The sequence below is a fragment of the Neisseria sp. RH3002v2g genome (genome assembly GCF_014596425.2).
Taxonomy (GTDB): Bacteria; Pseudomonadota; Gammaproteobacteria; order Burkholderiales; family Neisseriaceae; genus Neisseria.
This window is the reverse complement of sequence record NZ_CP110721.1, coordinates 814,059-835,425: the sequence shown is the minus strand read 5'-3', so window position 1 is coordinate 835,425 and position 21,367 is coordinate 814,059. Positions and strand designations below refer to the sequence as shown.

General features: G+C 51.1%; 17 protein-coding genes. 6 read left to right on the top strand and 11 right to left on the bottom strand.

Going from position 1 to position 21,367, the window contains the following annotated elements; genetic code table 11:
- Nucleotides 1–22 precede the first annotated feature (22 nt).
- On the bottom strand, nt 23–655 hold the full coding sequence (gene pdxH / locus BBP27_RS03955; protein ID WP_049349500.1) for a pyridoxamine 5'-phosphate oxidase: 633 nt from the start codon (nt 653–655) through the stop codon (nt 23–25).
- A gap of 109 nt (nt 656–764) precedes the next feature.
- Here pdxH and dut point away from each other — a divergent pair, with 109 nt between their 5' ends.
- From dut to guaA, 3 genes are all read left to right on the top strand, one after another.
- Nucleotides 765–1,217, top strand: a complete 453-nt coding sequence (gene dut / locus BBP27_RS03950) for a dUTP diphosphatase (RefSeq protein WP_188211988.1) — start codon at nt 765–767, stop codon at nt 1,215–1,217.
- 186 nt (nt 1,218–1,403) lie between these two features.
- On the top strand, nt 1,404–1,730 hold the full coding sequence (locus BBP27_RS03945) for a hypothetical protein (RefSeq protein WP_188211989.1): 327 nt from the start codon (nt 1,404–1,406) through the stop codon (nt 1,728–1,730).
- Between the two features lie 148 nt (nt 1,731–1,878).
- Nucleotides 1,879–3,444: a glutamine-hydrolyzing GMP synthase gene (gene guaA, locus BBP27_RS03940; RefSeq protein ID WP_003686344.1), complete on the top strand. Its 1,566-nt coding sequence runs from the start codon at nt 1,879–1,881 to the stop codon at nt 3,442–3,444.
- 112 nt (nt 3,445–3,556) lie between these two features.
- Here the strand turns inward: guaA and BBP27_RS03935 are convergent, their stop codons facing one another.
- Nucleotides 3,557–4,429, bottom strand: coding sequence for a pirin family protein (locus BBP27_RS03935; RefSeq protein WP_188211990.1), 873 nt, complete (start codon nt 4,427–4,429; stop codon nt 3,557–3,559).
- A gap of 134 nt (nt 4,430–4,563) precedes the next feature.
- Here BBP27_RS03935 and BBP27_RS03930 point away from each other — a divergent pair, with 134 nt between their 5' ends.
- Nucleotides 4,564–4,914 (top strand): winged helix-turn-helix transcriptional regulator, encoded by a 351-nt coding sequence (locus tag BBP27_RS03930; RefSeq protein WP_188211991.1) that lies wholly within the window; start codon nt 4,564–4,566, stop codon nt 4,912–4,914.
- Between the two features lie 107 nt (nt 4,915–5,021).
- Here BBP27_RS03930 and gloB read toward each other — a convergent pair whose 3' ends face one another.
- Together gloB and BBP27_RS03920 are read right to left on the bottom strand one after the other, a co-directional pair.
- Nucleotides 5,022–5,771, bottom strand: coding sequence for a hydroxyacylglutathione hydrolase (gloB, locus tag BBP27_RS03925; protein WP_150540489.1), 750 nt, complete (start codon nt 5,769–5,771; stop codon nt 5,022–5,024).
- A 23-nt stretch (nt 5,772–5,794) separates the two neighbouring features.
- The gene (locus BBP27_RS03920) at nt 5,795–6,880 is read right to left on the bottom strand and encodes a DUF4238 domain-containing protein (protein WP_150540488.1); all 1,086 of its coding nucleotides are present in this window, start codon (nt 6,878–6,880) and stop codon (nt 5,795–5,797) included.
- A gap of 310 nt (nt 6,881–7,190) precedes the next feature.
- Here BBP27_RS03920 and BBP27_RS03915 point away from each other — a divergent pair, with 310 nt between their 5' ends.
- Nucleotides 7,191–7,631 (top strand): DUF6530 family protein, encoded by a 441-nt coding sequence (locus tag BBP27_RS03915; protein ID WP_150540487.1) that lies wholly within the window; start codon nt 7,191–7,193, stop codon nt 7,629–7,631.
- Nucleotides 7,632–7,785: 154 nt separating this feature from the next.
- On the opposite strand, the gene purL is transcribed toward BBP27_RS03915, so the two are convergent.
- The 5 genes from purL to BBP27_RS03890 form a co-directional block, all read right to left on the bottom strand.
- Nucleotides 7,786–11,682, bottom strand: a complete 3,897-nt coding sequence (purL, locus tag BBP27_RS03910; RefSeq protein ID WP_188211992.1) for a phosphoribosylformylglycinamidine synthase — start codon at nt 11,680–11,682, stop codon at nt 7,786–7,788.
- A gap of 307 nt (nt 11,683–11,989) precedes the next feature.
- Nucleotides 11,990–13,990, bottom strand: coding sequence for a DNA helicase Rep (gene rep, locus BBP27_RS03905; protein ID WP_188211993.1), 2,001 nt, complete (start codon nt 13,988–13,990; stop codon nt 11,990–11,992).
- 92 nt (nt 13,991–14,082) lie between these two features.
- The gene (locus BBP27_RS03900) at nt 14,083–15,018 is read right to left on the bottom strand and encodes a dihydroorotate oxidase (protein WP_188211994.1); all 936 of its coding nucleotides are present in this window, start codon (nt 15,016–15,018) and stop codon (nt 14,083–14,085) included.
- Nucleotides 15,019–15,221: 203 nt separating this feature from the next.
- Nucleotides 15,222–16,403, bottom strand: coding sequence for an aspartate aminotransferase family protein (locus BBP27_RS03895; RefSeq protein WP_188211995.1), 1,182 nt, complete (start codon nt 16,401–16,403; stop codon nt 15,222–15,224).
- 112 nt (nt 16,404–16,515) lie between these two features.
- Nucleotides 16,516–17,460, bottom strand: coding sequence for a class I SAM-dependent methyltransferase (locus BBP27_RS03890; RefSeq protein ID WP_188211996.1), 945 nt, complete (start codon nt 17,458–17,460; stop codon nt 16,516–16,518).
- A gap of 339 nt (nt 17,461–17,799) precedes the next feature.
- Here BBP27_RS03890 and BBP27_RS03885 point away from each other — a divergent pair, with 339 nt between their 5' ends.
- Nucleotides 17,800–19,209: a DEAD/DEAH box helicase gene (locus BBP27_RS03885; RefSeq protein WP_188211997.1), complete on the top strand. Its 1,410-nt coding sequence runs from the start codon at nt 17,800–17,802 to the stop codon at nt 19,207–19,209.
- 125 nt (nt 19,210–19,334) lie between these two features.
- Here BBP27_RS03885 and leuB read toward each other — a convergent pair whose 3' ends face one another.
- The gene (gene leuB, locus BBP27_RS03880; protein ID WP_036490965.1) at nt 19,335–20,405 is read right to left on the bottom strand and encodes a 3-isopropylmalate dehydrogenase; all 1,071 of its coding nucleotides are present in this window, start codon (nt 20,403–20,405) and stop codon (nt 19,335–19,337) included.
- A 66-nt stretch (nt 20,406–20,471) separates the two neighbouring features.
- Nucleotides 20,472–21,335 (bottom strand): DUF1444 family protein, encoded by an 864-nt coding sequence (locus BBP27_RS03875; protein ID WP_188211998.1) that lies wholly within the window; start codon nt 21,333–21,335, stop codon nt 20,472–20,474.
- Between the last annotated feature and the right edge of the window lie 32 nt (nt 21,336–21,367).

Below are 21,367 nucleotides of genomic sequence, written 5' to 3'. Positions count from 1 at the left end.
TTTTTGTTTGAAAATCCGAAAATTATGGCGAAAGGCGTTCGCGTATCCAGTTGCCGTCAACCAGGCGGTATTGAATGCGGTCGTGCAGGCGGCTCGGGCGGCCTTGCCAGAATTCGATGCGGTCGGGAATAACGAGGTATCCGCCCCAATGCGGAGGACGGGGAACATGCAGGGGATGTTTGACGCCGACGGCTGCGGCTTTGGCCACCAAGACGGCTTTGCTGGAAATCACTTCACTTTGTTCGCTTGCCCATGCGCCGATACGGCTGGTGTAGGGGCGGCTTTCAAAATATTCGTCCGAAGCGGCGGCGTCGAGTTTTTCGATGCGTCCTTCAATGCGCACTTGGCGCTCGAGTTCCGGCCAGAAAAAAGTCATGGCGGCAAAAGGGTGTGCCGTATAGGAGCGGCCTTTGCGGCTGTGGTAATTGGTAAAGAAAACAAAGCCTTTGGGGTTGACTTCTTTCAGCAGCACCATGCGGCTGTTGGGTCTGCCGTCTTCGCCTACGGCGGCAACGTTGACCGCAGTCGGCTCGTTGACTTCGGCGTGAATCGCTTCGTTCAGCCATTGCTCGAATTGGACAATCGGGTTGGCATGGCACTCGGCTTCAGAAAGCTCGCGTTTGCTGTAATCTTCGCGGATATTGTGCAGATCCATGATTTTCTCCTTTGGTTTGATTGAATCATACTCCGTTTTTTCAGACGGCCTCAAGGGCATTGTGTATAATCGTAGCCCTTTCCAATATAGAACAATACGGAGTCCTGTCATGAAAACCGAAGTCGAACTGAAAATCTTAAATCCGAAAATGGCCGATTCCCTGCCTGCTTATGCAACGCCCGGTTCTGCCGGTTTGGACTTGCGTGCCTGCCTGGATGAAGCCGTTGTGTTGCAGCCGGGCGATGTGTATCTCGTGCCGACCGGTTTGGCGGTGCATTTGGCCAACCCTGCGTATGCAGCCGTTTTGCTGCCGCGTTCCGGTTTGGGTCATAAACACGGTATTGTTTTGGGCAATTTGGTCGGTTTGATTGACTCGGATTATCAAGGCGAATTGAAGGTTTCTTTGTGGAACCGTGGTAAAGAAGCGTTTACCATCGAGCCGATGGAGCGCATCGCGCAAATGGTGATTGTGCCGGTTGTCCAAGCCGCGTTTAAAGTCGTGGACGAGTTTGCCGCCAGCGAGCGCGGCGAAGGCGGATTCGGCAGCACCGGCAAAGCCTGATGATTCAAAAGGCAGTCTGTAACAGGATAAATTGAAATATTTGATTTCGGTTTGCCGTTGTTCAGACGGCCTTTTTGTTGGGTTAACCTTTGCATAATTACACACAAGATTGCATTTTTATATCTTGTCTGTATGACCGACGCACCCAATAATACAGGCCGTCTGAAACCTTTACGGAGCGTTGTTATGTCCCGTCCTTCACTTTTTCTGCCTTTATTTTTGATTATCTTTGGCGCAGTTTGGTTTTTGCGCGCTACGGATATTTTGCCTGCGACATCGACAATGATTGCCGGTGCATTAATTATTTTGGGCTTTGCCGTGTTGATTATGGACGGCATCAACAAACAGTCCATCGTTTCCGGCCCGATGCTGGTTTATATCGGTACAGCTATTTATCTGCACATGAGCTACTGGATTTACCTCTCGCCGTTGCTGGCCATCGGCATGGTCGTGTTGGGTTGCCTACTGTTGCTCTCGCGCAGCGATATGATTCCTGAGAAACACGCAAAATAGAAAGATGAGAGATTTGGGTTTTGCCCTATAAAGGCCGTCTGAACAATGGTATAATCCGCCGATTCAGACGGCCTTTTTTATTGTGGTTTAAATTTGAAATTTGCCCTATCGGCCGCACCGTTTTCTTACATTTTGCAAAGTTTCCGCCATGACCCAAGACAAAATCCTTATTCTCGACTTCGGCTCGCAAGTTACCCAGCTGATCGCCCGCCGCGTGCGCGAAGCCCACGTTTATTGCGAACTGCATTCTTTCGACATGCCTTTGGAAGAAATCAAAGCCTTCAATCCGAAAGGCATCATCCTCTCCGGCGGCCCTAATTCCGTTTACGAATCCGATTATCAAGCCGATACCGGTATTTTTGATTTGGGTATTCCGGTTTTGGGCATCTGCTACGGCATGCAATTTATGGCGCACCACTTGGGCGGCGAAGTTAGCCCGGGCAACCAACGCGAATTCGGTTATGCGCAAGTGAAAACCATCGACAGCGAGCTGACCCGCGGCATTCAAGATGATGCGCCAAACACGCTCGACGTTTGGATGAGTCATGGCGATAAAGTTTCCAAACTGCCTACCGGCTTCTCTGTTATCGGCGACACCCCGTCTTGCCCGATTGCCATGATGGAAAATGCTGAGAAACAATTCTACGGCATCCAATTCCACCCTGAAGTGACCCACACCAAACAAGGCCGTGCGCTGTTGAACCGCTTTGTCTTGGATATTTGCGGCGCACAACCCAGCTGGACCATGCCGAACTACATTGAAGAAGCCGTTGCCAAAATCCGCGAACAGGTCGGCAGCGACGAAGTGATTTTGGGTTTGTCCGGCGGCGTGGACTCTTCCGTAGCCGCCGCGCTGATTCATCGTGCCATCGGCGACCAACTGACCTGCGTGTTTGTTGACCACGGTCTGTTGCGTTTGAACGAAGGCAAAATGGTGATGGACATGTTTGCCCGTAACTTGGGCGTACGCGTGATTCACGTTGATGCCGAAGAGCAGTTTTTGGCGAAACTTGCCGGCGTGACCGATCCCGAGAAAAAACGCAAAATCATCGGTGCGGAATTTATCGAAGTATTTGATGCGGAAGAGAAAAAACTTACTAACGCCAAATGGTTGGCGCAAGGTACGATTTACCCTGACGTAATCGAATCCGCAGGCGCGAAAACCAAAAAAGCCCATGCCATCAAATCCCACCACAACGTCGGCGGCCTGCCTGAAAACATGAAGCTCAAATTGCTTGAGCCTTTGCGCGACTTGTTTAAAGACGAAGTGCGCGAATTGGGCGTCGCTTTGGGTCTGCCGCGCGAAATGGTATACCGTCATCCGTTCCCGGGCCCGGGTTTGGGCGTGCGTATCTTGGGCGAAGTGAAAAAAGAATACGCCGATTTGCTGCGTCAGGCGGACGATATTTTCATCCAAGAATTGCGCAATACTACCGATGAAAACGGCACATCTTGGTACGACCTGACCAGCCAAGCCTTTGCCGTGTTCCTGCCCGTAAAATCCGTCGGCGTGATGGGCGACGGCCGTACTTACGATTACGTCGTAGCCTTGCGTGCCGTGATTACCAGCGACTTCATGACCGCACACTGGGCTGAGTTGCCTTACTCGCTGCTCGGCCGCGTGTCCAACCGCATCATCAACGAAGTTAAAGGCATCAACCGCGTGGTTTACGATGTCAGCGGCAAACCGCCTGCCACGATTGAATGGGAATAATCCCTAAATAATAAAGGCCGTCTGAACGGATATTGTTCAGACGGCCTTTTTGGCACTGATGAGATTGGTTAACGCATACAATGAAATTAATCAGCAAGTTTAAGCAAATGCCTTAATCAATACGGCCGAATTTGCCGCTTTTGAAATCGCTGATGGCTTGTCGGATTTCTTCGGCAGTATTCATCACAAATGGGCCGTAGCCGACTACGGGTTCATCAATCGGAACGCCGGAAAGCAGCAAGATTTTGACTTCTTCGCTACCGGCTTTCGCGCGCACTTTACCGCCGGTTTGCTCAAAATTGACCAATTCTCCGGCTGTCGCCTGTTCATTGCCATTAAACGTAACCGCTCCGCGCAGGACAACCATAGACAGATTGTGATTGTCGGGTACTGTCAATTCAGCCTCTTTATTGGCATGAAGCACAATATCCCAAACATTCATTTCGGTGAACGTATCCGCCGCGCCTTTTACGCCGTCATGTTCGCCTGCAATCAGACGTAAGTAGCCGGCTTCGTCGGGAAATTCGACGACGGGAATATTTGCTTTGGCAAGATGCTGATAGCGTGGCGGCGTGTTTTTGTCTTTGGCGGGCAGGTTGACCCAAAGTTGGACCATTTCAAACAGTCCGCCTTTTTTGCTGAAGTTTTCAGAGTGGAATTCTTCATGAATAATGCCTGAACCCGCGGTCATCCATTGCACGTCGCCTTCGTAAATAATGCCGCCTCCGCCGCTGGAGTCGCGGTGTGCTACTTCGCCGTGGTAGGCGATGGTAACGGTTTCAAAGCCTTTGTGCGGATGTTGTCCGACACCGCGCGGGCTGCGGGCTTCGTTGGGTGCAAACTCATACGGTGCGGCATAGTCCAGCATCAGGAATGGATTGGTGCCGCGGTCGTCAGCCATGTGGGAGAACAAAGGTTGCACGAGGAATCCGTTGCCTACCCAGTGTTGGCTGTCGGCTCGGTAGATTTGTTTGATGTTGCGCATGATAAAGTTCCTTCTTTTTTATAGCCGTCTGAAGCCTTTCAGATGGCCTTTTGTTACAGAATGCTTGTATTATAGGGGGTACAAACTTTATAACAAGTACGCACATTTTTTATACTGTAGTTTGGAGATTTTGTATGTCGGAAACAGAACACGCACACGGCTCTTGCTGTCCGGTTGTCAATACTTTGGATATTATCGGCGGCAAGTGGAAGGTATTGATTTTATATTATTTAAATGAAGAAACCCGACGTTTCAATGAGTTGCAGCGTTTGCTTGCGGGCATTACCCAGCGGATGTTGACGCTGCAGCTGCGCGAATTGGAAAACGACGGTATCGTTCATCGGGAAGTGTATCCGCAGGTACCGCCGAAGGTAGAATATTCGTTGACTGAGTTTGGACGGACGCTGATGCCTGTGATCGAAGCAATGCACCGTTGGGGCGAGCAATATGCTGCGGAATGTGTGAAACATCAAAAGCAGCCGTAGGCTTTTATGGTTATGATATTGATAAAGGCTTTAAGGCCGTCTGAACAGGCGTGATTCATGGTTTCACGCTTATTCAGACGGCCTTATTCTTTGGGGACTAAGCCCAATCAAAATTGATTTTTCAATTCACGCAAAGCGGCGAAGACTTCGAGTTCGCTGTTTAATTTTCGTCCGCTCAATTCTTCGGCGCGTGCCTGAACTTGGGGCAGGTGTACGCGGAAAAACGGATTGACTTTGCGTTCGTGCGCCAGGCTGACAGGCAGTGTCGGCGTGTGTTCGGCTGCGGCCAAGGCAGTCTGAATGTCGGTGTTGTCCGGCTCGATGTGCTGGGCAAAGCGCAGATTGGAGGCGGTATATTCGTGCGCCGGATAAAACAGCGTTTCTTCGGGCAGCTGGTTGAATCGGTGGAAGCTGTCGTAAAGCTGCTCGATTGTGCCGGTAAATACGCGGCCGCAACCGGCGGAGAACAAGGTATCGCCGCAGAAAACGTGCAGGCCGTCTGAATTTTCCAACAGATAGCTGATGTGGCGGTTGGTATGGCCAGGGGTCGCCCAAACGGTAACCAAGCCTTCGCCAAACGGGAACTGCGTACCTGCTGTGACGGTATGCGTCGCCACGTCGATGTCGCTTTCGCCATAGATTGGGGATTCTAAGAAGCCGTTGTGCAGCGCTTTTGCGCCGCCGATATGGTCATGATGGGGATGGGTAATCCATGTTTGTGCCAGCATCAAGTGGTTGTGCACAAGGAATTTTAAGACCGGCGTGGCATCGGACGGATCGACGCAGACGGCATGGTTGCCTTCTTGAATCATCCAGATGTAGTTGTCGTTTAGGGCTTGGATTGGTGTGATTTTCATATGCTTTCTTCTGGTTTGGGGTTTCAGACGGCCTCTAAATAATCTTTAATATTCGGGCTTTGGCCGAACACGGCTTCATGGGCTTGCTGGATGCACAATCGGTTGAACAGCAATCTTTGGGTTTGGTCGCCGTCGATAATCCGCACTTGGCCTTGCAGTTTGGGCGCATCGTGATGAAAGGTATTTTTAAACGCGTGCCAACGGTCGGTTTGCAGATGGACGATGGCAAACATATCGTGCGAAATATTGACGCCGACGCTCAATAGCTTGGCCGAGGCTTGCAGGCAGAAACTGCTGTCGCCAAACAGGCACAGCCCCGTGTTTTCCAGATAGCGGAACAATTCGATTTTCACTGCTTCGGGTTCGGCAAAGATATTGCAAAACAGCCGTTCAAACAACGACGGCTGCGCCACGCCTTCGCTCAACATACCGTAAAGCCCGCCCAGCCAATCGACATAGCCGAGAAAAGTGAAACGGTAGTCCTGCATAATGGCTTCGATGCGCTTGGGGTCGCGTTTGCTGATCAAGCGGACAAATTCAAAACCGACTTCCGGCAGCCGCGCCCGAAGTGTTTGGTGCAGGCGGTGGGCAAACAGATTTTTATGGTTGTGCGGATTGCGCAGAATACCGAGGAATTTCAGCCGCAATATCCGCCACAAGGCATCCGGTACTTTGACGGTATCGGCATTTGCCGTAGGTGTTTTCAGACGGCCTGCAGGCAGGGTGCGCAGATGGTCGCAGGCATCTTCGTAGCCGCTTTCATGACGGTTGAACCAGCTTTCCAGATTGTATTGGTTGGCGGAGTCTTCGACAAAGGTCAGCGTATAGAGGTTTTTCGCCGCCAAGTTGCCGATGATGTTGACGCTTATCGCTTCGCTGCGGTTTTGTTCTTTGCCGCGGGCTTTTTCGCCAGGATGGAACATGGACAAAGGCAGCTTGTAAACATTCTGATTCTGCGGGCTAACCTGCGGATTATGCGCATGCTGCCGCTGCTCGGTCTGGGCGACGAAGTGGTGTTCCTTCGTCGGATTCGCGGTCAATAGGGCGTAAGGCTTTTCGCCGCATTCGGGAAATTCGCAATCACTGAGGATAAAGGCTTGTCGAGTCATAATGTCGGGAAAGGCCGTCTGAATATGTCGATTATAGTTTAAAAGAGGGAATTATACAGAATGATGCTTCTGCTTGCAGAATACGCTAATAGGAATCCAAAAAACACTTCGCCGCCGTCATTCCAGCCTGCACGGGAATGACGGCGGTCAAGGTGTCCTGTCTCTCTTTAAACCACTATAAAAGCTCACCTGAAAAAAATAATTTAATATTTTTACTAACTTACTTACTAAGTAGGTTAGTAGGCGTTGTAGTAATAAAATTGCTTTAGTATAATACAAATTCATAAATTAACCTGCTATGGAGGCACTAATGGATATACCTACTCATTTGAACCACCGCCCTATTATTAAATGGGAAAACTATTCTAAAGTAGATGGACGTTTTGCAAATGATGAAGATGCACAAGGCTTATCAGTCGGCGTAGCGCAATGGAATAGTTCTGATGAGAACAAACCTGATATTTCGGTTAAAGTATGGCGACATACTGGTGAGAGATGGTCGCGCCAATCTGAAGAAATTCCACCACACCGCCTTGTTGATATGACTAGTTTGTTATGCTCAGCTTTGATGTATGTAAGAAACGATAAGTTATTAAGTGATGAATCTTTCAATATTACCAGGAGTCAGGACGCTATATTGTTAGAACAGCTAAAAGAAGGGTTACAAAAAGAAGAACCTTTTCTTGAATCTTCATTACTCCGTTTGGCCAAAATGTTAAAACAATTAGGCTATTGTGATAAATTGAAATAAGAAGAAGCCATGCTATTATCTCCGTACAGACAGAAATAACGGCAGTTAACGCAAAAGAATGAATAAAGGTCGTCTGAAAACGAATTATAGCAGAATCCGCTAAATCGTTTTCAGACGACCTTTTCTTTAAAGCCGAATCAAATCAGCCTGCCGGTTAACCCAAAGCCTTCCTTGTACCGGCAAAGAGGCGGTACCAGCCGGACAATTCCGTCCAGTCTTCCGGTTTCCAGCTCATTTGTGCGGCGCGGTACACGCGTTCCGGATGCGGCATCATGATGGTCACGCGGCCGTCGGCGTTGGTCACACCGGCGATGCCTTGTGGCGAGCCGTTAGGGTTGAGCGGATAAGTTTGGGTCACTTGGTTTTGTCCGTCGACATATTGCAGCGCGATGCCCAAATCGGCAGAAATGTTGCCGCCGTGAAGCGCGAAGTCGGCGTGGCCTTCGCCGTGGCTGACCACGACGGGCAGGCTGGAGCCTTGCATTTCGTTCAGAATCAGCGATGCGGATTTTGGAACATGAACCATACTCAGGCGCGCTTCAAACTGTTCGCTCAGGTTGCGTTTGAATTTAGGCCATGCCTCTGCGCCCGGGATAATCTCGGCAAGGTTGCTGACCATTTGACAGCCGTTGCACACGCCCAATGTCAGCGTGTTCGGATCGGCAAAGAAGGCGGCAAATTGGTCGCGCAGAGCAGGGTGGAACAGAATCGATTTCGCCCAGCCTTCGCCTGCACCGAGTACGTCGCCGTAGCTGAAGCCGCCGCACGCCGCCAGCATTTTGAAGTCGGCAAGGTGGACGCGGCCTGCCATCAGGTCGGACATATGCACGTCGTAGGCATCGAATCCGGCGCGGGTGAAGGCGGCGGCCATTTCGATTTGTCCGTTTACACCCTGTTCGCGCAGGATGGCGATTTTAGGTTTCTCGCCGCTGTTGATAAACGGCGCGGCGATGTCTTCGTTTACATCAAACTTCACGTCGGCAAACAATGCGCTGCGTTCGTTGTCGCCAATCAGGGCGAACTCGCTGTCGGCGCAGACAGGGTTGTCGCGCAGGCGTTGGATGGCGTGGCTGGTTTCTTGCCATGCGCGTTGCAGGTCGGCGCGGTTTTGTTCCAATACGATGCCTGCCTGATTGCGGATAACGATTTTTTCGTCAGAACCGATGGTGGCAACGGTATGTAGTGCCAAATCAGCTTCTTTAAACAAGGCTTCTACTGCCGCAACATCTTGTTTGGCAATTTGAATCACTGCGCCCAGCTCTTCATTGAACAATGCGCGGATGCTGGCTTCGTTGACATTGGCTTGGTTGGCAACCAGTGAAGTCAAATCCACGTTCAAGCCGCATCGTGCCGCAAACGCCATTTCCACCAGCGTTGCAAACAAACCGCCGTCGCTGCGGTCGTGGTATGCCAAGAGTTTGTCTTCAGCAACAAGCTGCTGAATCACGCTGTAAAATGCTTTCAGACGGCCTGTATCGTCCAAATCAGGCGCATCGCCGGTCATGTTGTTGTAAACCTGACCGAATGCAGAGCCGCCCATGCGCGCTTTGCCGAAGCCCAAGTCAACCAGCAGCAATACGCTGTCTTCGACGTTTTTCAACTCGGGCGTAACAGTCTTGCGTACGTCTTCTACTGGCGCAAACGCTGAAATAATTAGGCTTAAAGGCGAAACGACGGATTTTTTCTCTTCGCCGTCCTGCCAAACGGTTTTCATCGACAGGCTGTCTTTGCCCACGGGAATGCTCAAATCCAATGCCTGACAGGCTTTAGAAACGGCTTCGACGGTGCGGTAGAGTTTTTCGTCTTCGCCTTCGTTGCCGCACGCCGCCATCCAGTTGGCGGAAAGTTTGATATTGCCGATGTCGCCGATGTTGACCGCCGCGATGTTGGTGATGGCTTCGCCGACGCACATTCTGCCCGAGGCGGGCGCGTCAAACAGGGCGACGGTCGGTTTTTCGCCCATAGACATTGCTTCGCCGCGGTAGGTATTGAAGCCCATCATGGTCACGGCGCAGTCGGCTACGGGGGTTTGGTATTTGCCGACCATTTGGTCGCGGTGGGTCATGCCACCGACGCTGCGGTCGCCGATGGTAATCAGGAAGTTTTTAGCGGCTACGGTAGGCAGGCGTAAAACGCGATAGGCAGCTTCGGTAATGTCGATATCGCCGGCGTTAAATGGTTTTTCAGACGGCGTAACTGTTTTGTCGGTACGCGTAGTTTTGGGCGGTTTGCCGAGTAAAACGTTCAACGGCAAATCGACAGGATTGTTGGAGAACAAATCGTCGCGCACTTTCAAATGACCGTCGTCGGTTGCTGTACCGACTACGGCAAACGGGCAGCGTTCGCGTTCGCAGATGGCGCGGAAGGTGTCCAAATCTTTTTCCAAAATCGACAACACATAACGCTCTTGCGATTCGTTGCACCAGATTTGCAGCGGGTTGAGGCCGTGTTCTTCCAGCGGCACTTCGCGCAGCTTGAATACCGCGCCGCGTCCGGCATCGTTGACGAGTTCAGGGAAGGCGTTGGACAGGCCGCCCGCACCGACGTCGTGGATGGAAATAATCGGGTTTTTGTCGCCAAGCTGCCAGCAGCGGTCGATGACTTCTTGCACGCGGCGTTCGATTTCGGGGTTGCCGCGTTGTACGGAGTTGAAGTCCAAAGATGCGTCGTTTGTACCGGTATTCATGGAAGAAGCCGCGCCACCACCCAAGCCGATAAGCATACCCGGGCCGCCCAGTTGGATCAGCAACGCGCCTTCGGGGATTTCGTCTTTATGCGTCTGCTGCGCCTGAATGCTGCCCAAGCCACCAGCAATCATAATCGGTTTGTGATAGCCGCGGACTTGGCCGTCAAATTTTTCTTCAAAGGTGCGGAAGTAGCCCAAGAGGTTGGGGCGGCCGAATTCGTTGTTGAACGCCGCGCCGCCAATCGGACCTTCAATCATGATGTCTAAAGGAGAAGCAATATGGCCGGGTTTGCCGTAGGCTTGTTCCCAAGGCTGCTCCAGGCCCGGGATATTCAGGTTGGAGACGGTAAAGCCGGTCAAGCCTGCTTTCGGACGTGAGCCTTTGCCCGTTGCGCCTTCATCGCGGATTTCACCGCCCGCACCCGTTGCCGCGCCCGCAAACGGCGCGATAGCGGTCGGGTGGTTGTGCGTTTCCACTTTCATGATGATGTGGGTATCTTCTTCGTGGAAACGATAGCCTTGGTTTTCTGCCGCATTCGGATAGAACCGCTCGATTTTTGCGCCTTCGATTACGGACGAATTGTCTTTATAGGCAACGACCGTACCTTCGGGATGTGCATTGTGTGTATCGCGAATCATGCCGAAAAGGGATTTCGGTTGTTTTTCGCCGTTGAGGATGAAATCGGCGTTGAAGATTTTGTGGCGGCAGTGTTCGCTGTTTGCCTGAGCGAACATCATCAATTCAACATCGGACGGATTGCGGTTTAAAGCCTGATAGTTTTCAACCAGATAATCGATTTCGTCGGCTGAAAGCGCCAAGCCCATTTCGGTATTGGCTTTGACCAATGCCTCTTTACCGCCGCCCAATACATCTACGCTGGAGAAGGTTTCCGATTGTATGTGGTGGAACAGTTGCGCCGCTGCATCGATGTCGGTCAACACGCTTTCGGTCATGCGGTCGTGCAACAGGGCTGCCCATTGTTGTTTTTGCCCGTCGGTAAGCGCACCTTCCAACCATACGGCCATGCCGCGTTCGATGCGCTCAATGCCTTCCAAACCGCAGTTTTCGGCGATATTGGTTGCTTTGGAAGCCCAAGGCGAAATGGTGCCCAAACGGGGCGTTACCAAAAATAAATGCAAGCCCTCGCGCGCTTTGGGCGTTTGTTCAACGCTTTGCGCCGCCAGTAAGGCTTGCAGTTTTTCGACTGTCGCGGCATCAAGTGCTTTTTCGCTACCGACAAAATACCAAAATTCGCTGCTTAATTTGACTTCGGGCAGGCCGAGTGCGGCTGCTTTTTGAAAGAGTTTTTCAATACGGAAATCGGAAAGGGCGGTTACACCGCGCAAGGGCAGAACAACAGACATGGATTCAGCTCACAAAATGCAGTTGGGGAATCCATTATTATACCTGAAAAATGCGATTTTGCTTGTGAATTTATACTTGAAATGTTGACAATTTTTACTTGTGAACAGTAGGCGGAAGAAGCCGTCTTTCCGTCCTTTTGTTTATTTTATATCTGATTATTCAGTTATTTTTATTTATTTTTGAAGGATTGGGCGAAATGGAGTCGGATAGGTGCGACGACATAAAGTGAGGATTATTGGATGGTTGTTTGTGATTTTTTTGCTGACAATAAGGCCGTCTGAAACCTTGTTTTCAGACGGCCTTGCGTTATCCTTTCTTTTTATTTCCCAGCATATCCAGCAAGCCTGCTAAATGACTTTTTCCTTCTTCCTTGCTCACAATCGGATCGCCGCCTTTGCGTCCTAAAATCTTGATGTCTTCCTGCGGCATTTCGTCTATGAAGCGGCTTGGCTCGGGGAATTGCCATGTGCCTTGTTTTTTGCGTTTGAGGCAGTGGGTCAGTGTAAGCTGGCGTTTGGCGCGGGTGATGCCGACATACATCAGGCGGCGTTCTTCTTCGACATTGTCTTCTTCGATGCTGTCGTTGTGCGGCAGGATGCCTTCTTCGCAGCCGACGAGGAAGACGTAGGGGTATTCCAATCCTTTGGAAGCGTGCAGGGTGGAGAGTTTGACGGCATCAACTTCTTCTTCGCTTTTGCCCTCCAAAAGTGTCATCAGGGCGATGGTTTGGGCGAGTTCGATGATGTTTTTATCGTCTTGCTCGCCTTTGCGTTCCAGCCAGCCGGTCAGGTCGGTCACGTTGCGCCATTTGATTTCGCCTGCTTTGCCTTCTTCGTTGGCCAACAGGTGGTTTTCGTAGTCGATTTCTTTCAGTAGGTTATGAATAAGCTCGCCTGCTTCGCTGGTTTCAGCTTTGGCGCGGTAGTTTTCAATCATATCCATGAAGGCTTGCAGGTGTTGGCGGTTGGTATGGTTCAACAGGGCAAGTGCTTCTTCGGTTTGCGCGGCTTCATATAGGCTGCATTCGTGTTCGTGCGCGTAGGTGTTGAGTTTGCCCAACGTTACATCGCCGATGCCGCGTTTGGGCGTGGTAACGGCGCGAAGGAACGCGGGATCGTCGTTGGGGTTGGCAAGCAGGCGCAAGTAGGACAAAACGTCTTTGATTTCGGCTTTGTCGAAGAAACTCTGCCCACCGGAGAGTTGGTAAGGAACGCGTGCGCTGCGCAAGGCTTCTTCAAAAATCCGCGCCTGATGGTTGCCGCGGTATAACACGGCGAAATCGGCGTATTGGGTTTTGTCGCCGCCGACCAGCTTCTGCTTGACGATTTGGCTGACGACCCAGTCGGCTTCGTGCTGCTCGCTTTGGCAGGCGACGACTTTGACGATTTCACCTTCGCCGAACTGCGACCAAAGTTTTTTGGTAAAGAGTTTGGGGTTGTTTTCGATGACTTTGTTGGCGATTTTGAGAATCCGTGCGGTAGAGCGGTAGTTTTGCTCCAGTTTGATAATTTTCATCTGCGGATAGTCTTCCTGCATTTTGCGCAGGTTTTCCATGTTTGCGCCGCGCCAAGCGTAGATGGACTGGTCGTCGTCGCCGACGGCGGTAAACATCCCTTCCGCACCGGTCAAGAGTTTCATCAGCGTAAATTGGCAGGTATTGGTGTCCTGACATTCGTCAACCAACAGATAACGCAGCCGTCGCTGCCATTTGTTGCGCACTTCGCTGTTTTGCTGCAACAGCACGGCGGGCAGGCGGATTAAGTCGTCGAAGTCTACCGCCTGATAGCTTTGCAGGGTTTCTTGATAACTCGCATAGATGCGCGCTGTTTGCTGTTCCCAAACATTGGAGGCCGTCTGAAGCACGTCTTCGGGCGTTTTTAAATCGTTTTTCCACAGGGAAATCTGGTGCTGCGCTTTGAATACAGCTTCTTTGCCCGTGCCGCCCAAGAGTTCGCCGATGATTTTCGCGCTGTCGGTAGAGTCGAGGATGGAGAAGTTTTTTTTGTAACCGATTTGGTTCGCCTCTTCGCGCAAAATCTTCATGCCCAAAGAGTGGAACGTGCAAATCGTCAGCCCGCGCGTTTGCGACTTGGGCAGCATTTTAGAGACGCGTTCCTGCATTTCCGTAGCGGCTTTGTTGGTAAAGGTAATCGCGGCAACGGTATGCGGCAGATAGCCGACATTGACAATCAAATGCTTGATTTTTTGGGTAATCACGCCGGTTTTGCCGCTGCCTGCGCCGGCAAGGACGAGCAGGGGGCCGCCAAGATATTGGACTGCGGCTTGCTGTTGGGGGTTGAGTTTCATTGAAGGGGGGAAGACGGGTAATGTGGGGAGCAATTATACAACAAGGCCGTCTGAAATTTTTAGACGGCCTTGGGCGTTTTTTAGCGTAAACCCTATGCAAAATATTTCAATTTGCCTTTGAAGTCTTCCAGTTTTTCGTAGCCTTTTTGCGCCATGATGGCTTTTAATTCAAGGGAAACCCGTTCGAAAATACCTACGCCTTGCTGGTGTAGCGCCGTGCCGATCTGTACCATGCTTGCGCCGCACAAGATGTGTTCAAACGCATCCCGGCCGCTGTAAACGCCGCCCGTTCCAATGACTTGAATAGACGGATCCAGTCTTTGATAGAACGCGTGGACATTGGCGAGCGCAGTTGGTTTGATGTATTGGCCGCCTATGCCGCCGAAGCCGTTTTTCGGGCGGATCACGACGGATTCGTCTTCGATATACATGCCGTTGCCGATGGAGTTGACACAGTTGACGAATTTTAGGGGATGACGGTTGAACAATTCCGCCGCTTGATCGAAATGGACGATATCGAAATATGGCGGCAGTTTGATGCCTAAAGGTTTATCGAAGTAGCTGAAGGCTTCGCTCAAAATCCGCTCGGTGGTTTCAAAATCGTAGGCGATTTGCGGTTTACCGGGGACGTTTGGGCAGGATAGGTTGAGTTCGGTAATGCCGTTGAATCCGCTGTTTTGCACTTTTTTCAACAGCGTGTGCGTTTCATCGGGCGACATACCGACCAGTGAGAGGAAAAAAGCCCTTTGGGGATGAGACTCTTGAAGGGTAAGCAGGTAATCCAGATAGTAATCAATGCCTTGGTTTGGCAAGCCCATCGAATTGATGCTGCCGAGAGGAACATCATGATAACGTGGCTCGGGGTTTCCTTGACGAGAGGTAAGCGTTGCGGTCTTGGTAACGAAAGTGCCTGCCGAAGACTGTCTGACGGCTTCCAATTCCTCAACAGTCATACACGCCACGCCTGCTGCGTTCATCAGGCAGTTGTCAAAGGAAAAACCGGCGATTTGGGTTTTCAACGATACCATCTCCTGCTCCTTTTCTTCGTAAAATCAAATTGTTTGCCAAGCGTAGCACGAAGAGGCAGTACGATTTTTAACAAACATCAAATGACAAAGCATGTAGGCGGATGTTGTTTTCGATATTAAAAAAGGCCGTCTGAAAAACTCAAACGGTCTTTCAGACGGCCTTCGCTAAGCTGTCGGCTGATTTGGCTATTGGGTTTTGAAAATCAGGCCAACCATTCGTTCAAAGCCGCTTCAAAACGTTTCAAGCCTTCGGCCATGTCTTCATTGTTCAGCAACAGGCTGGGGGCGAAGCGCACCACATTGGCGCCGGCAACCAGTACCATCAAACCGTGTTTCAAAGCAGCGGCGGTAATTTCCGATGCCTTGCCTTCGTATGCGTCTGCCAATACGCAGCCGAGCAGCAGGCCCATGCCGCGGACTTCTTTAAATACGCCGGTTTTTACGCCTATTTCACGCAAGGTCGTCTGAAGTTTTTGGCCTTGTTGCTGAACGTGTGCCAATGTTTCGGGCGCATTGATGATGTCAAACGCACGGCTGCCGACCGCACACGCCATCGGATTGCCGCCAAAGGTCGAGCCATGTGTTCCGGGGCCGAAGGTTGGGGCGATTTTATCGGTGGTCAGTATCGCGCCAATCGGGAAACCGCAACCCAAGGCTTTGGCGGAGCTGATGATGTCGGGTGTGATGCCGTAATGCTCGTAGGCAAACAGTTTGCCTGTATGGCCCATGCCGGTTTGCACTTCGTCCAAAATCAGCAAGGCGCCATGTTCGTCGCACAAACGGCGTGCGGCTTGCAGGTATTCTTGGGTGGCAGGCAGGATGCCGCTTTCACCTTGAATCGGCTCGATAATCACGGCGCAGGTTTTGTCGCTGACGGCGGCCTCCAATGCGGCAATATCATTAAATGGAACATGGGTAATATCTGACGGCAGCGGCGCGTAATCTTTGCTGTATTTGGGCTGGCCGCCGACGGATACGGTAAACAGGGTGCGGCCGTGGAAGCTGTTGAGGCAGGAGATAATTTCGGTTTTGTGTTCGCCAAAATGATCGCGTCCGTATTTGCGCGCCAGTTTCAACGCGGCTTCATTGGCTTCCGCGCCGGAATTGCAGAAAAACACTTTGTCGGCAAAGGTGTTTTCGACCAGTTTTTTAGCTAATTCTTGTGCCGGTTGGGTGGTGTAGATATTAGAAATGTGCCAGAGTTTTTGCGATTGTTCGGCCAAGGCTGCGACTAAATCGGGATGGCAATGCCCCAGCGCGTTCACTGCAATACCGCCTGACAGGTCAATGTATTCTCGTCCTTCGGTATCCCAAACCCGGCTGCCGAGCGCGCGTTCCGGAATCATGGGGGCGAATGAGAAATTGGGCGTCAGGTAGTTTTGCATGTTCTTTTCCTTTTGATATTGTCAACAATCTCTTGAATTATGCGCCTATTGATTGAGAGATTCAATATGGCAATCAGGCCGTCTGAAAGCTGGCTTTCAGACGGCCTGATGCTTATTTATGCTTGATTTCCCAGCATTGATGGATTTTTTTGTTGCGGAAATCGTCGGGAACGGACTGCTTGGAAATGTCTTTGACGGCGTATTGTTCCGCGACCGAATCGTCCAACACAAAGCTGCGCAAGTTGTTGGAAAAATACAGAATGCCGTCTGAAGTGAGTAGGCTCATTGCGCCGTCGATCAGCTTTTTATGGTCGCGCTGGATGTCGAGGATGTCGAGCATCTTTTTGCTGTTGGAGAAGCTGGGCGGATCCATGACGATCAGGTCGAACTGTTTGCCTTCGGCAGCGGCGTTTTGCAGGTATTGGAACACGTCGGCACGGACGATTTTGTGTTGTTCGAGGCTGATGCCGTTGAGTTCGAAATTGCGTTTCGCCCAATCGAGATAAGTGTTGGACAAGTCGACGGTTTCGCTGGATACCGCGCCGCCGGTGGCGGCATAGACGGTGAAGCTGCCGGTGTAGGAAAACAGGTTGAGGAAGCGTTTGCCCGCTGCGGTTTCACCGACTTTTTTGCGTGTGTTGCGGTGGTCGAGGAAAAGACCGGTGTCGAGGTATTTGTCGAGGTTGACCCAAAACTTGCGGCCGTTTTCAGTAATGATGAAATCGTCTCCGGTCTTGCCGGTTTTCTCGTATTGTTGCAAACCTTTTTGGCGTTCGCGACGTTTGAGGTGGATTTGTTCGGGCGCAAAACCGGTCACAAATCCGATGGCTTCCAATACATCGGCAAGCCATGCTTCATACTCTTCGGGCTGCATCAGCCAGCCGGTATCGTATTCCTGAAGATGGATTTGGTCGCCGTAAACATCGACGGCAAAGGGAAATTGGGGAATGTCACGGTCGTAAATGCGCCAGGCTTCGATATTGTTGCGTTTGGCCCATTTCATAAGATGTTTGATGTTTTTGCCCAAGCGGTTGGCAAAGGGGGTAATGTCGGTCATGGTTTTCAGACGGCCTGAATAAGTATTGGGAAGGGGTTGGATTTTAACGCACTTGATGCCTTTTTGCTTGACTGTTATCCATAAAATCTATATTATCCGCCGTTCGCCTTTTGATACGAAGCCATCGTCATCCAACCTAAACCGCCGTTTCGGGCGCGTTTCTTTTATTGCTTGCTTATTGGCAAAGCCTTTTCTGTGCAGGTTGTCGTCGATGTTAACCACAAGCAAGATGCTTGCGACAACCCTGTAACTTCACATTTCCCGTATCGTTACTTTCCTTTGCTTCAGGTCGTCTGAAAACCGTTCAGACGTGCGCGTTGTTGTCTCTTTAGGATAGCCATGTCTATTAAATTTGCCGATTTGAACCTTGATAAAAACATTTTGTCCGCCGTACGCAGCGAGGGTTACGAAGGCCCGACGCCGATTCAGGCGCAAGCCATTCCGTTTGCTTTGGAGGGCCGCGACATCATGGCTTCGGCGCAAACCGGCTCCGGTAAAACCGCCGCCTTCCTGCTGCCGACGTTGCAGCGGCTGACCAAACGCAGCGAGAAACCAGGCAAAGGTCCGCGCGCGTTGGTGTTGACGCCGACCCGTGAATTGGCGGCGCAAGTCGAGAAAAACGCGCTGGCGTACGCCAAAAATATGTGCTGGTTCCGCACCGTCAGCATCGTCGGCGGCGCATCGTTCGGCTACCAAACCCGCGCCCTGAGCAAACCGGTTGACCTGATTGTCGCCACGCCGGGCCGTCTGATGGACTTGATGCAAAGTGGCAAAGTCGATTTCGCCCGTTTGGAAGTGCTGATTCTGGACGAAGCCGACCGTATGTTGGACATGGGCTTTATCGACGACATCGAAACCATCGTCGAGGCCACCCCGACTGACCGTCAGACTTTATTATTCTCCGCCACTTGGGACGGCGCAGTCGGCAAACTGGCGCGCAAATTGACCAAAGACCCTGAAACCATCGAAGTCGAGCGCGTGGACGACCAAGGCAAAATTGAAGAGCAGCTGCTGTACTGCGACGATATGCGCCACAAAAACCGCCTACTTGACCACATCTTGCGCGATGCCAATATCGACCAATGCGTGATTTTCACGTCTACCAAAGCCATGACCGAAGTCATCGCGGATGAATTGTACGAAAAAGGTTTTGCCGCCAACTGCCTGCACGGCGATATGCCGCAAGGCTGGCGCAACCGCACGCTGATGGATTTGCGAAAAGGTCGTTGCAAGATTTTGGTTGCCACCGACGTTGCCGCACGCGGTATCGACGTACCGACCATTACCCACGTTATCAACTACGACTTGCCGAAACAAGCAGAAGACTACGTTCACCGCATCGGCCGTACCGGCCGCGCAGGGCGTACCGGTATTGCGATTACTTTTGCGGAAGTGAATGAATACGTCAAAGTACACAAAATCGAAAAATACATCGGCCGCAAATTGTCTGAACTGACCATCGAAGGTATGGAGCCGACACGCAAACGTAAATCCGCAGGCGGCAAGCCGAAAGGCAAAGGCGGCTGGGGCGATCGTAAATCCGGAGGCTGGCGCGGTGATAAGAAACCGGTCAAAGAAGGCTTCGGCGGCAAATCACGCGGCGAAAGTCATAAAAAAGACGGTTTCAAAAAAGATGGCTTTAAGAAAGACGGTTTCAAGAAGTCTGACGGTTTCAAAAAAGGCGGCGAAGGCTTTAAAGGCAAACGTAAATCTAACGACGGCTTTGGCGGCAAACATAAAAAAGGTTGATTGCTTCAATATTAAGGCCGTCTGAATAAGACGAAAGGGCGTGTGAAGACACGCCTTTTTTATGGTTTCGAGTTTTCGCATAAAAAAAAGCGTGGGATTGGTCCCACGCTTTTTCAGACGGCCTCTTACAAAGCGGCCAATACGGCATCGCCCATTTCTGAGCAGGAAACTAGTTTGGTACCTTCTTCGTAAATGTCGCCGGTACGCAAGCCTTGTTGCAGTACTTTTTGTACGGCGTTTTCAACTTGTTGCGCGCGTGCTTCGTCGTTCAGGCTGTAACGCAGCAACATGGCAAGAGACAATACGGTCGCCAGCGGATTGGCTTTGTTTTGACCGGCAATGTCAGGAGCAGAGCCGTGGGACGGTTCGTACAAGCCTTTGCCGTTTTCGTCCAATGAAGCGGAAGGCAACATACCGATGGAGCCGGTCAGCATGGAGGCTTCGTCAGAGAGGATGTCGCCGAAGATGTTGCCGGTGGCAATCACGTCAAATTGTTTAGGCGCGCGCACCAACTGCATGGCTGCATTGTCGACATACATATGGGAAAGCTCGACATCAGGATATTGCTTGCCGATTTCCTCAAAGATTTCGCGCCACAGTTCGGTGGTTTCCAAAACGTTGGCTTTGCCTACGGAGCAGACTTTTTTGCTGCGTTTTTGGGCGGATTGGAAGGCAACGTGGGCAATACGGCGGATTTCGCTTTCGCTGTATTTCATGGTGTTGTAGCCTTCGCGTTCGCCGTTTTCCAAAACACGGATGCCGCGCGGCTCGCCAAAGTAAATATCGCCGGTCAGTTCGCGTACGATAAGGATGTCGAGGCCGGCTACGATTTCCGGTTTCAGAGTGGAAGCGTTCGCCAGCTCGGGATAAAGGATGGCAGGGCGCAGGTTGGCAAACAGATTCAAGTCTTTACGGATGGCCAACAAGCCGCGCTCAGGACGCAGCGGACGGTCGAGATTGTCGTATTGAGGAGAACCGACTGCACCAAGCAGGACCGCATCGGCTTTACGGCAAAGGTTTTGCGTGAATTCTGGATAAGGATGGCCGTATTCGTCATAGGCTTCGCCGCCCAAAGGCGCGTATTCGTAGCTGACATCCAAACCTTGTTCGATAAGTTTGTCGAGTACGCGGACGGTTTCTGCAACGATTTCAGGGCCGATGCCGTCGCCGCGCAAGATAGCGATATGTTTGGTCATTTCGGGTTTCCTTATGGGAAGGTTTTAGGTAAAGGGCAGGTCGTCTGTTTTTCAGACGGCCTTAAATCAATTTGTTCTGAAAACGCTGATTGTACCATTATGGTACTGGTAAAGCTGGGTAGAAATCGCGTAGGCTGAGTCTTCAAATGCCTGTAGGGCGATATTTACCATCGCCTGCAAAGCCTCTTCATCGGACGGGCTGCAAACGAGCAGGGCGTTGCGTGCCGGGACTGCAAAAACAGGGTTGGCCGGCAGCATAGGATCGTCTTTAAGTACTTCGTCCAAAAGCAAAATCAGGGAAGCATCATAGTCGTTGTCCAAATGGATTTGAGTCAATGACCAACCTTCGGCATGATGAATTTGGACACGTCCATTCATCCGTTGGCGCAGATTATCCATGGCGGTACGATACAAAGCGTCTTCATCTTCAATACCGGCCTCTTTCATATGCTCACGATTGAGCGTATGCATGGATTCGTCCGTATCCACCATGTAAAGCAACATGATATCGCCGGCAATCGGTTTGTATACCAGGTAATCGGCAGGCTCGCCTTCGTCCGTATTTGTAATCAGTCTGACGTTTTCCAGATAAATCGTATTTTTAATTGTCGGAAGAATTTGTTGTGCTGAAACACTGGCATCAGCGTCTTGAATCTTATCGATAACCGCTAAATTGGCAGCAACAATAGCCTCCAAGGCCTCGGGATTTTGCAGATAACTTGTGTAATGGTTGCTCAAATAAGTACTGAATGACGCTTCATCGTCTTCGGAAAACTGGACAATAATAGGCGAAGAAGCAATATTTTCGCCCCAGTCGATTTTCACCTCAAGATCCAATTCTTCTTGGATGCGATGGGCAAAGTATTCGACAAATTCCTGCCAAGTCATTAATTTAGGTTTGGAGCGGAACAACTTGCTGAAAAAAGACATATTGTGTCCTGAATAAGGGGATAAGGCTGTCT

What these genes read in the sequence shown, in the direction of transcription:
- pdxH (WP_049349500.1), bottom strand. Translation starts at nt 655, where the DNA reads ATGGATCTGCACAATATCCGCGAAGATTACAGCAAACGCGAGCTTTCT.
- dut (WP_188211988.1), top strand. Translation starts at nt 765, where the DNA reads ATGAAAACCGAAGTCGAACTGAAAATCTTAAATCCGAAAATGGCCGAT.
- BBP27_RS03945 (WP_188211989.1), top strand. Translation starts at nt 1,404, where the DNA reads ATGTCCCGTCCTTCACTTTTTCTGCCTTTATTTTTGATTATCTTTGGC.
- guaA (WP_003686344.1), top strand. Translation starts at nt 1,879, where the DNA reads ATGACCCAAGACAAAATCCTTATTCTCGACTTCGGCTCGCAAGTTACC.
- BBP27_RS03935 (WP_188211990.1), bottom strand. Translation starts at nt 4,429, where the DNA reads ATGCGCAACATCAAACAAATCTACCGAGCCGACAGCCAACACTGGGTA.
- BBP27_RS03930 (WP_188211991.1), top strand. Translation starts at nt 4,564, where the DNA reads ATGTCGGAAACAGAACACGCACACGGCTCTTGCTGTCCGGTTGTCAAT.
- gloB (WP_150540489.1), bottom strand. Translation starts at nt 5,771, where the DNA reads ATGAAAATCACACCAATCCAAGCCCTAAACGACAACTACATCTGGATG.
- BBP27_RS03920 (WP_150540488.1), bottom strand. Translation starts at nt 6,880, where the DNA reads ATGACTCGACAAGCCTTTATCCTCAGTGATTGCGAATTTCCCGAATGC.
- BBP27_RS03915 (WP_150540487.1), top strand. Translation starts at nt 7,191, where the DNA reads ATGGATATACCTACTCATTTGAACCACCGCCCTATTATTAAATGGGAA.
- purL (WP_188211992.1), bottom strand. Translation starts at nt 11,682, where the DNA reads ATGTCTGTTGTTCTGCCCTTGCGCGGTGTAACCGCCCTTTCCGATTTC.
- rep (WP_188211993.1), bottom strand. Translation starts at nt 13,990, where the DNA reads ATGAAACTCAACCCCCAACAGCAAGCCGCAGTCCAATATCTTGGCGGC.
- BBP27_RS03900 (WP_188211994.1), bottom strand. Translation starts at nt 15,018, where the DNA reads ATGGTATCGTTGAAAACCCAAATCGCCGGTTTTTCCTTTGACAACTGC.
- BBP27_RS03895 (WP_188211995.1), bottom strand. Translation starts at nt 16,403, where the DNA reads ATGCAAAACTACCTGACGCCCAATTTCTCATTCGCCCCCATGATTCCG.
- BBP27_RS03890 (WP_188211996.1), bottom strand. Translation starts at nt 17,460, where the DNA reads ATGACCGACATTACCCCCTTTGCCAACCGCTTGGGCAAAAACATCAAA.
- BBP27_RS03885 (WP_188211997.1), top strand. Translation starts at nt 17,800, where the DNA reads ATGTCTATTAAATTTGCCGATTTGAACCTTGATAAAAACATTTTGTCC.
- leuB (WP_036490965.1), bottom strand. Translation starts at nt 20,405, where the DNA reads ATGACCAAACATATCGCTATCTTGCGCGGCGACGGCATCGGCCCTGAA.
- BBP27_RS03875 (WP_188211998.1), bottom strand. Translation starts at nt 21,335, where the DNA reads ATGTCTTTTTTCAGCAAGTTGTTCCGCTCCAAACCTAAATTAATGACT.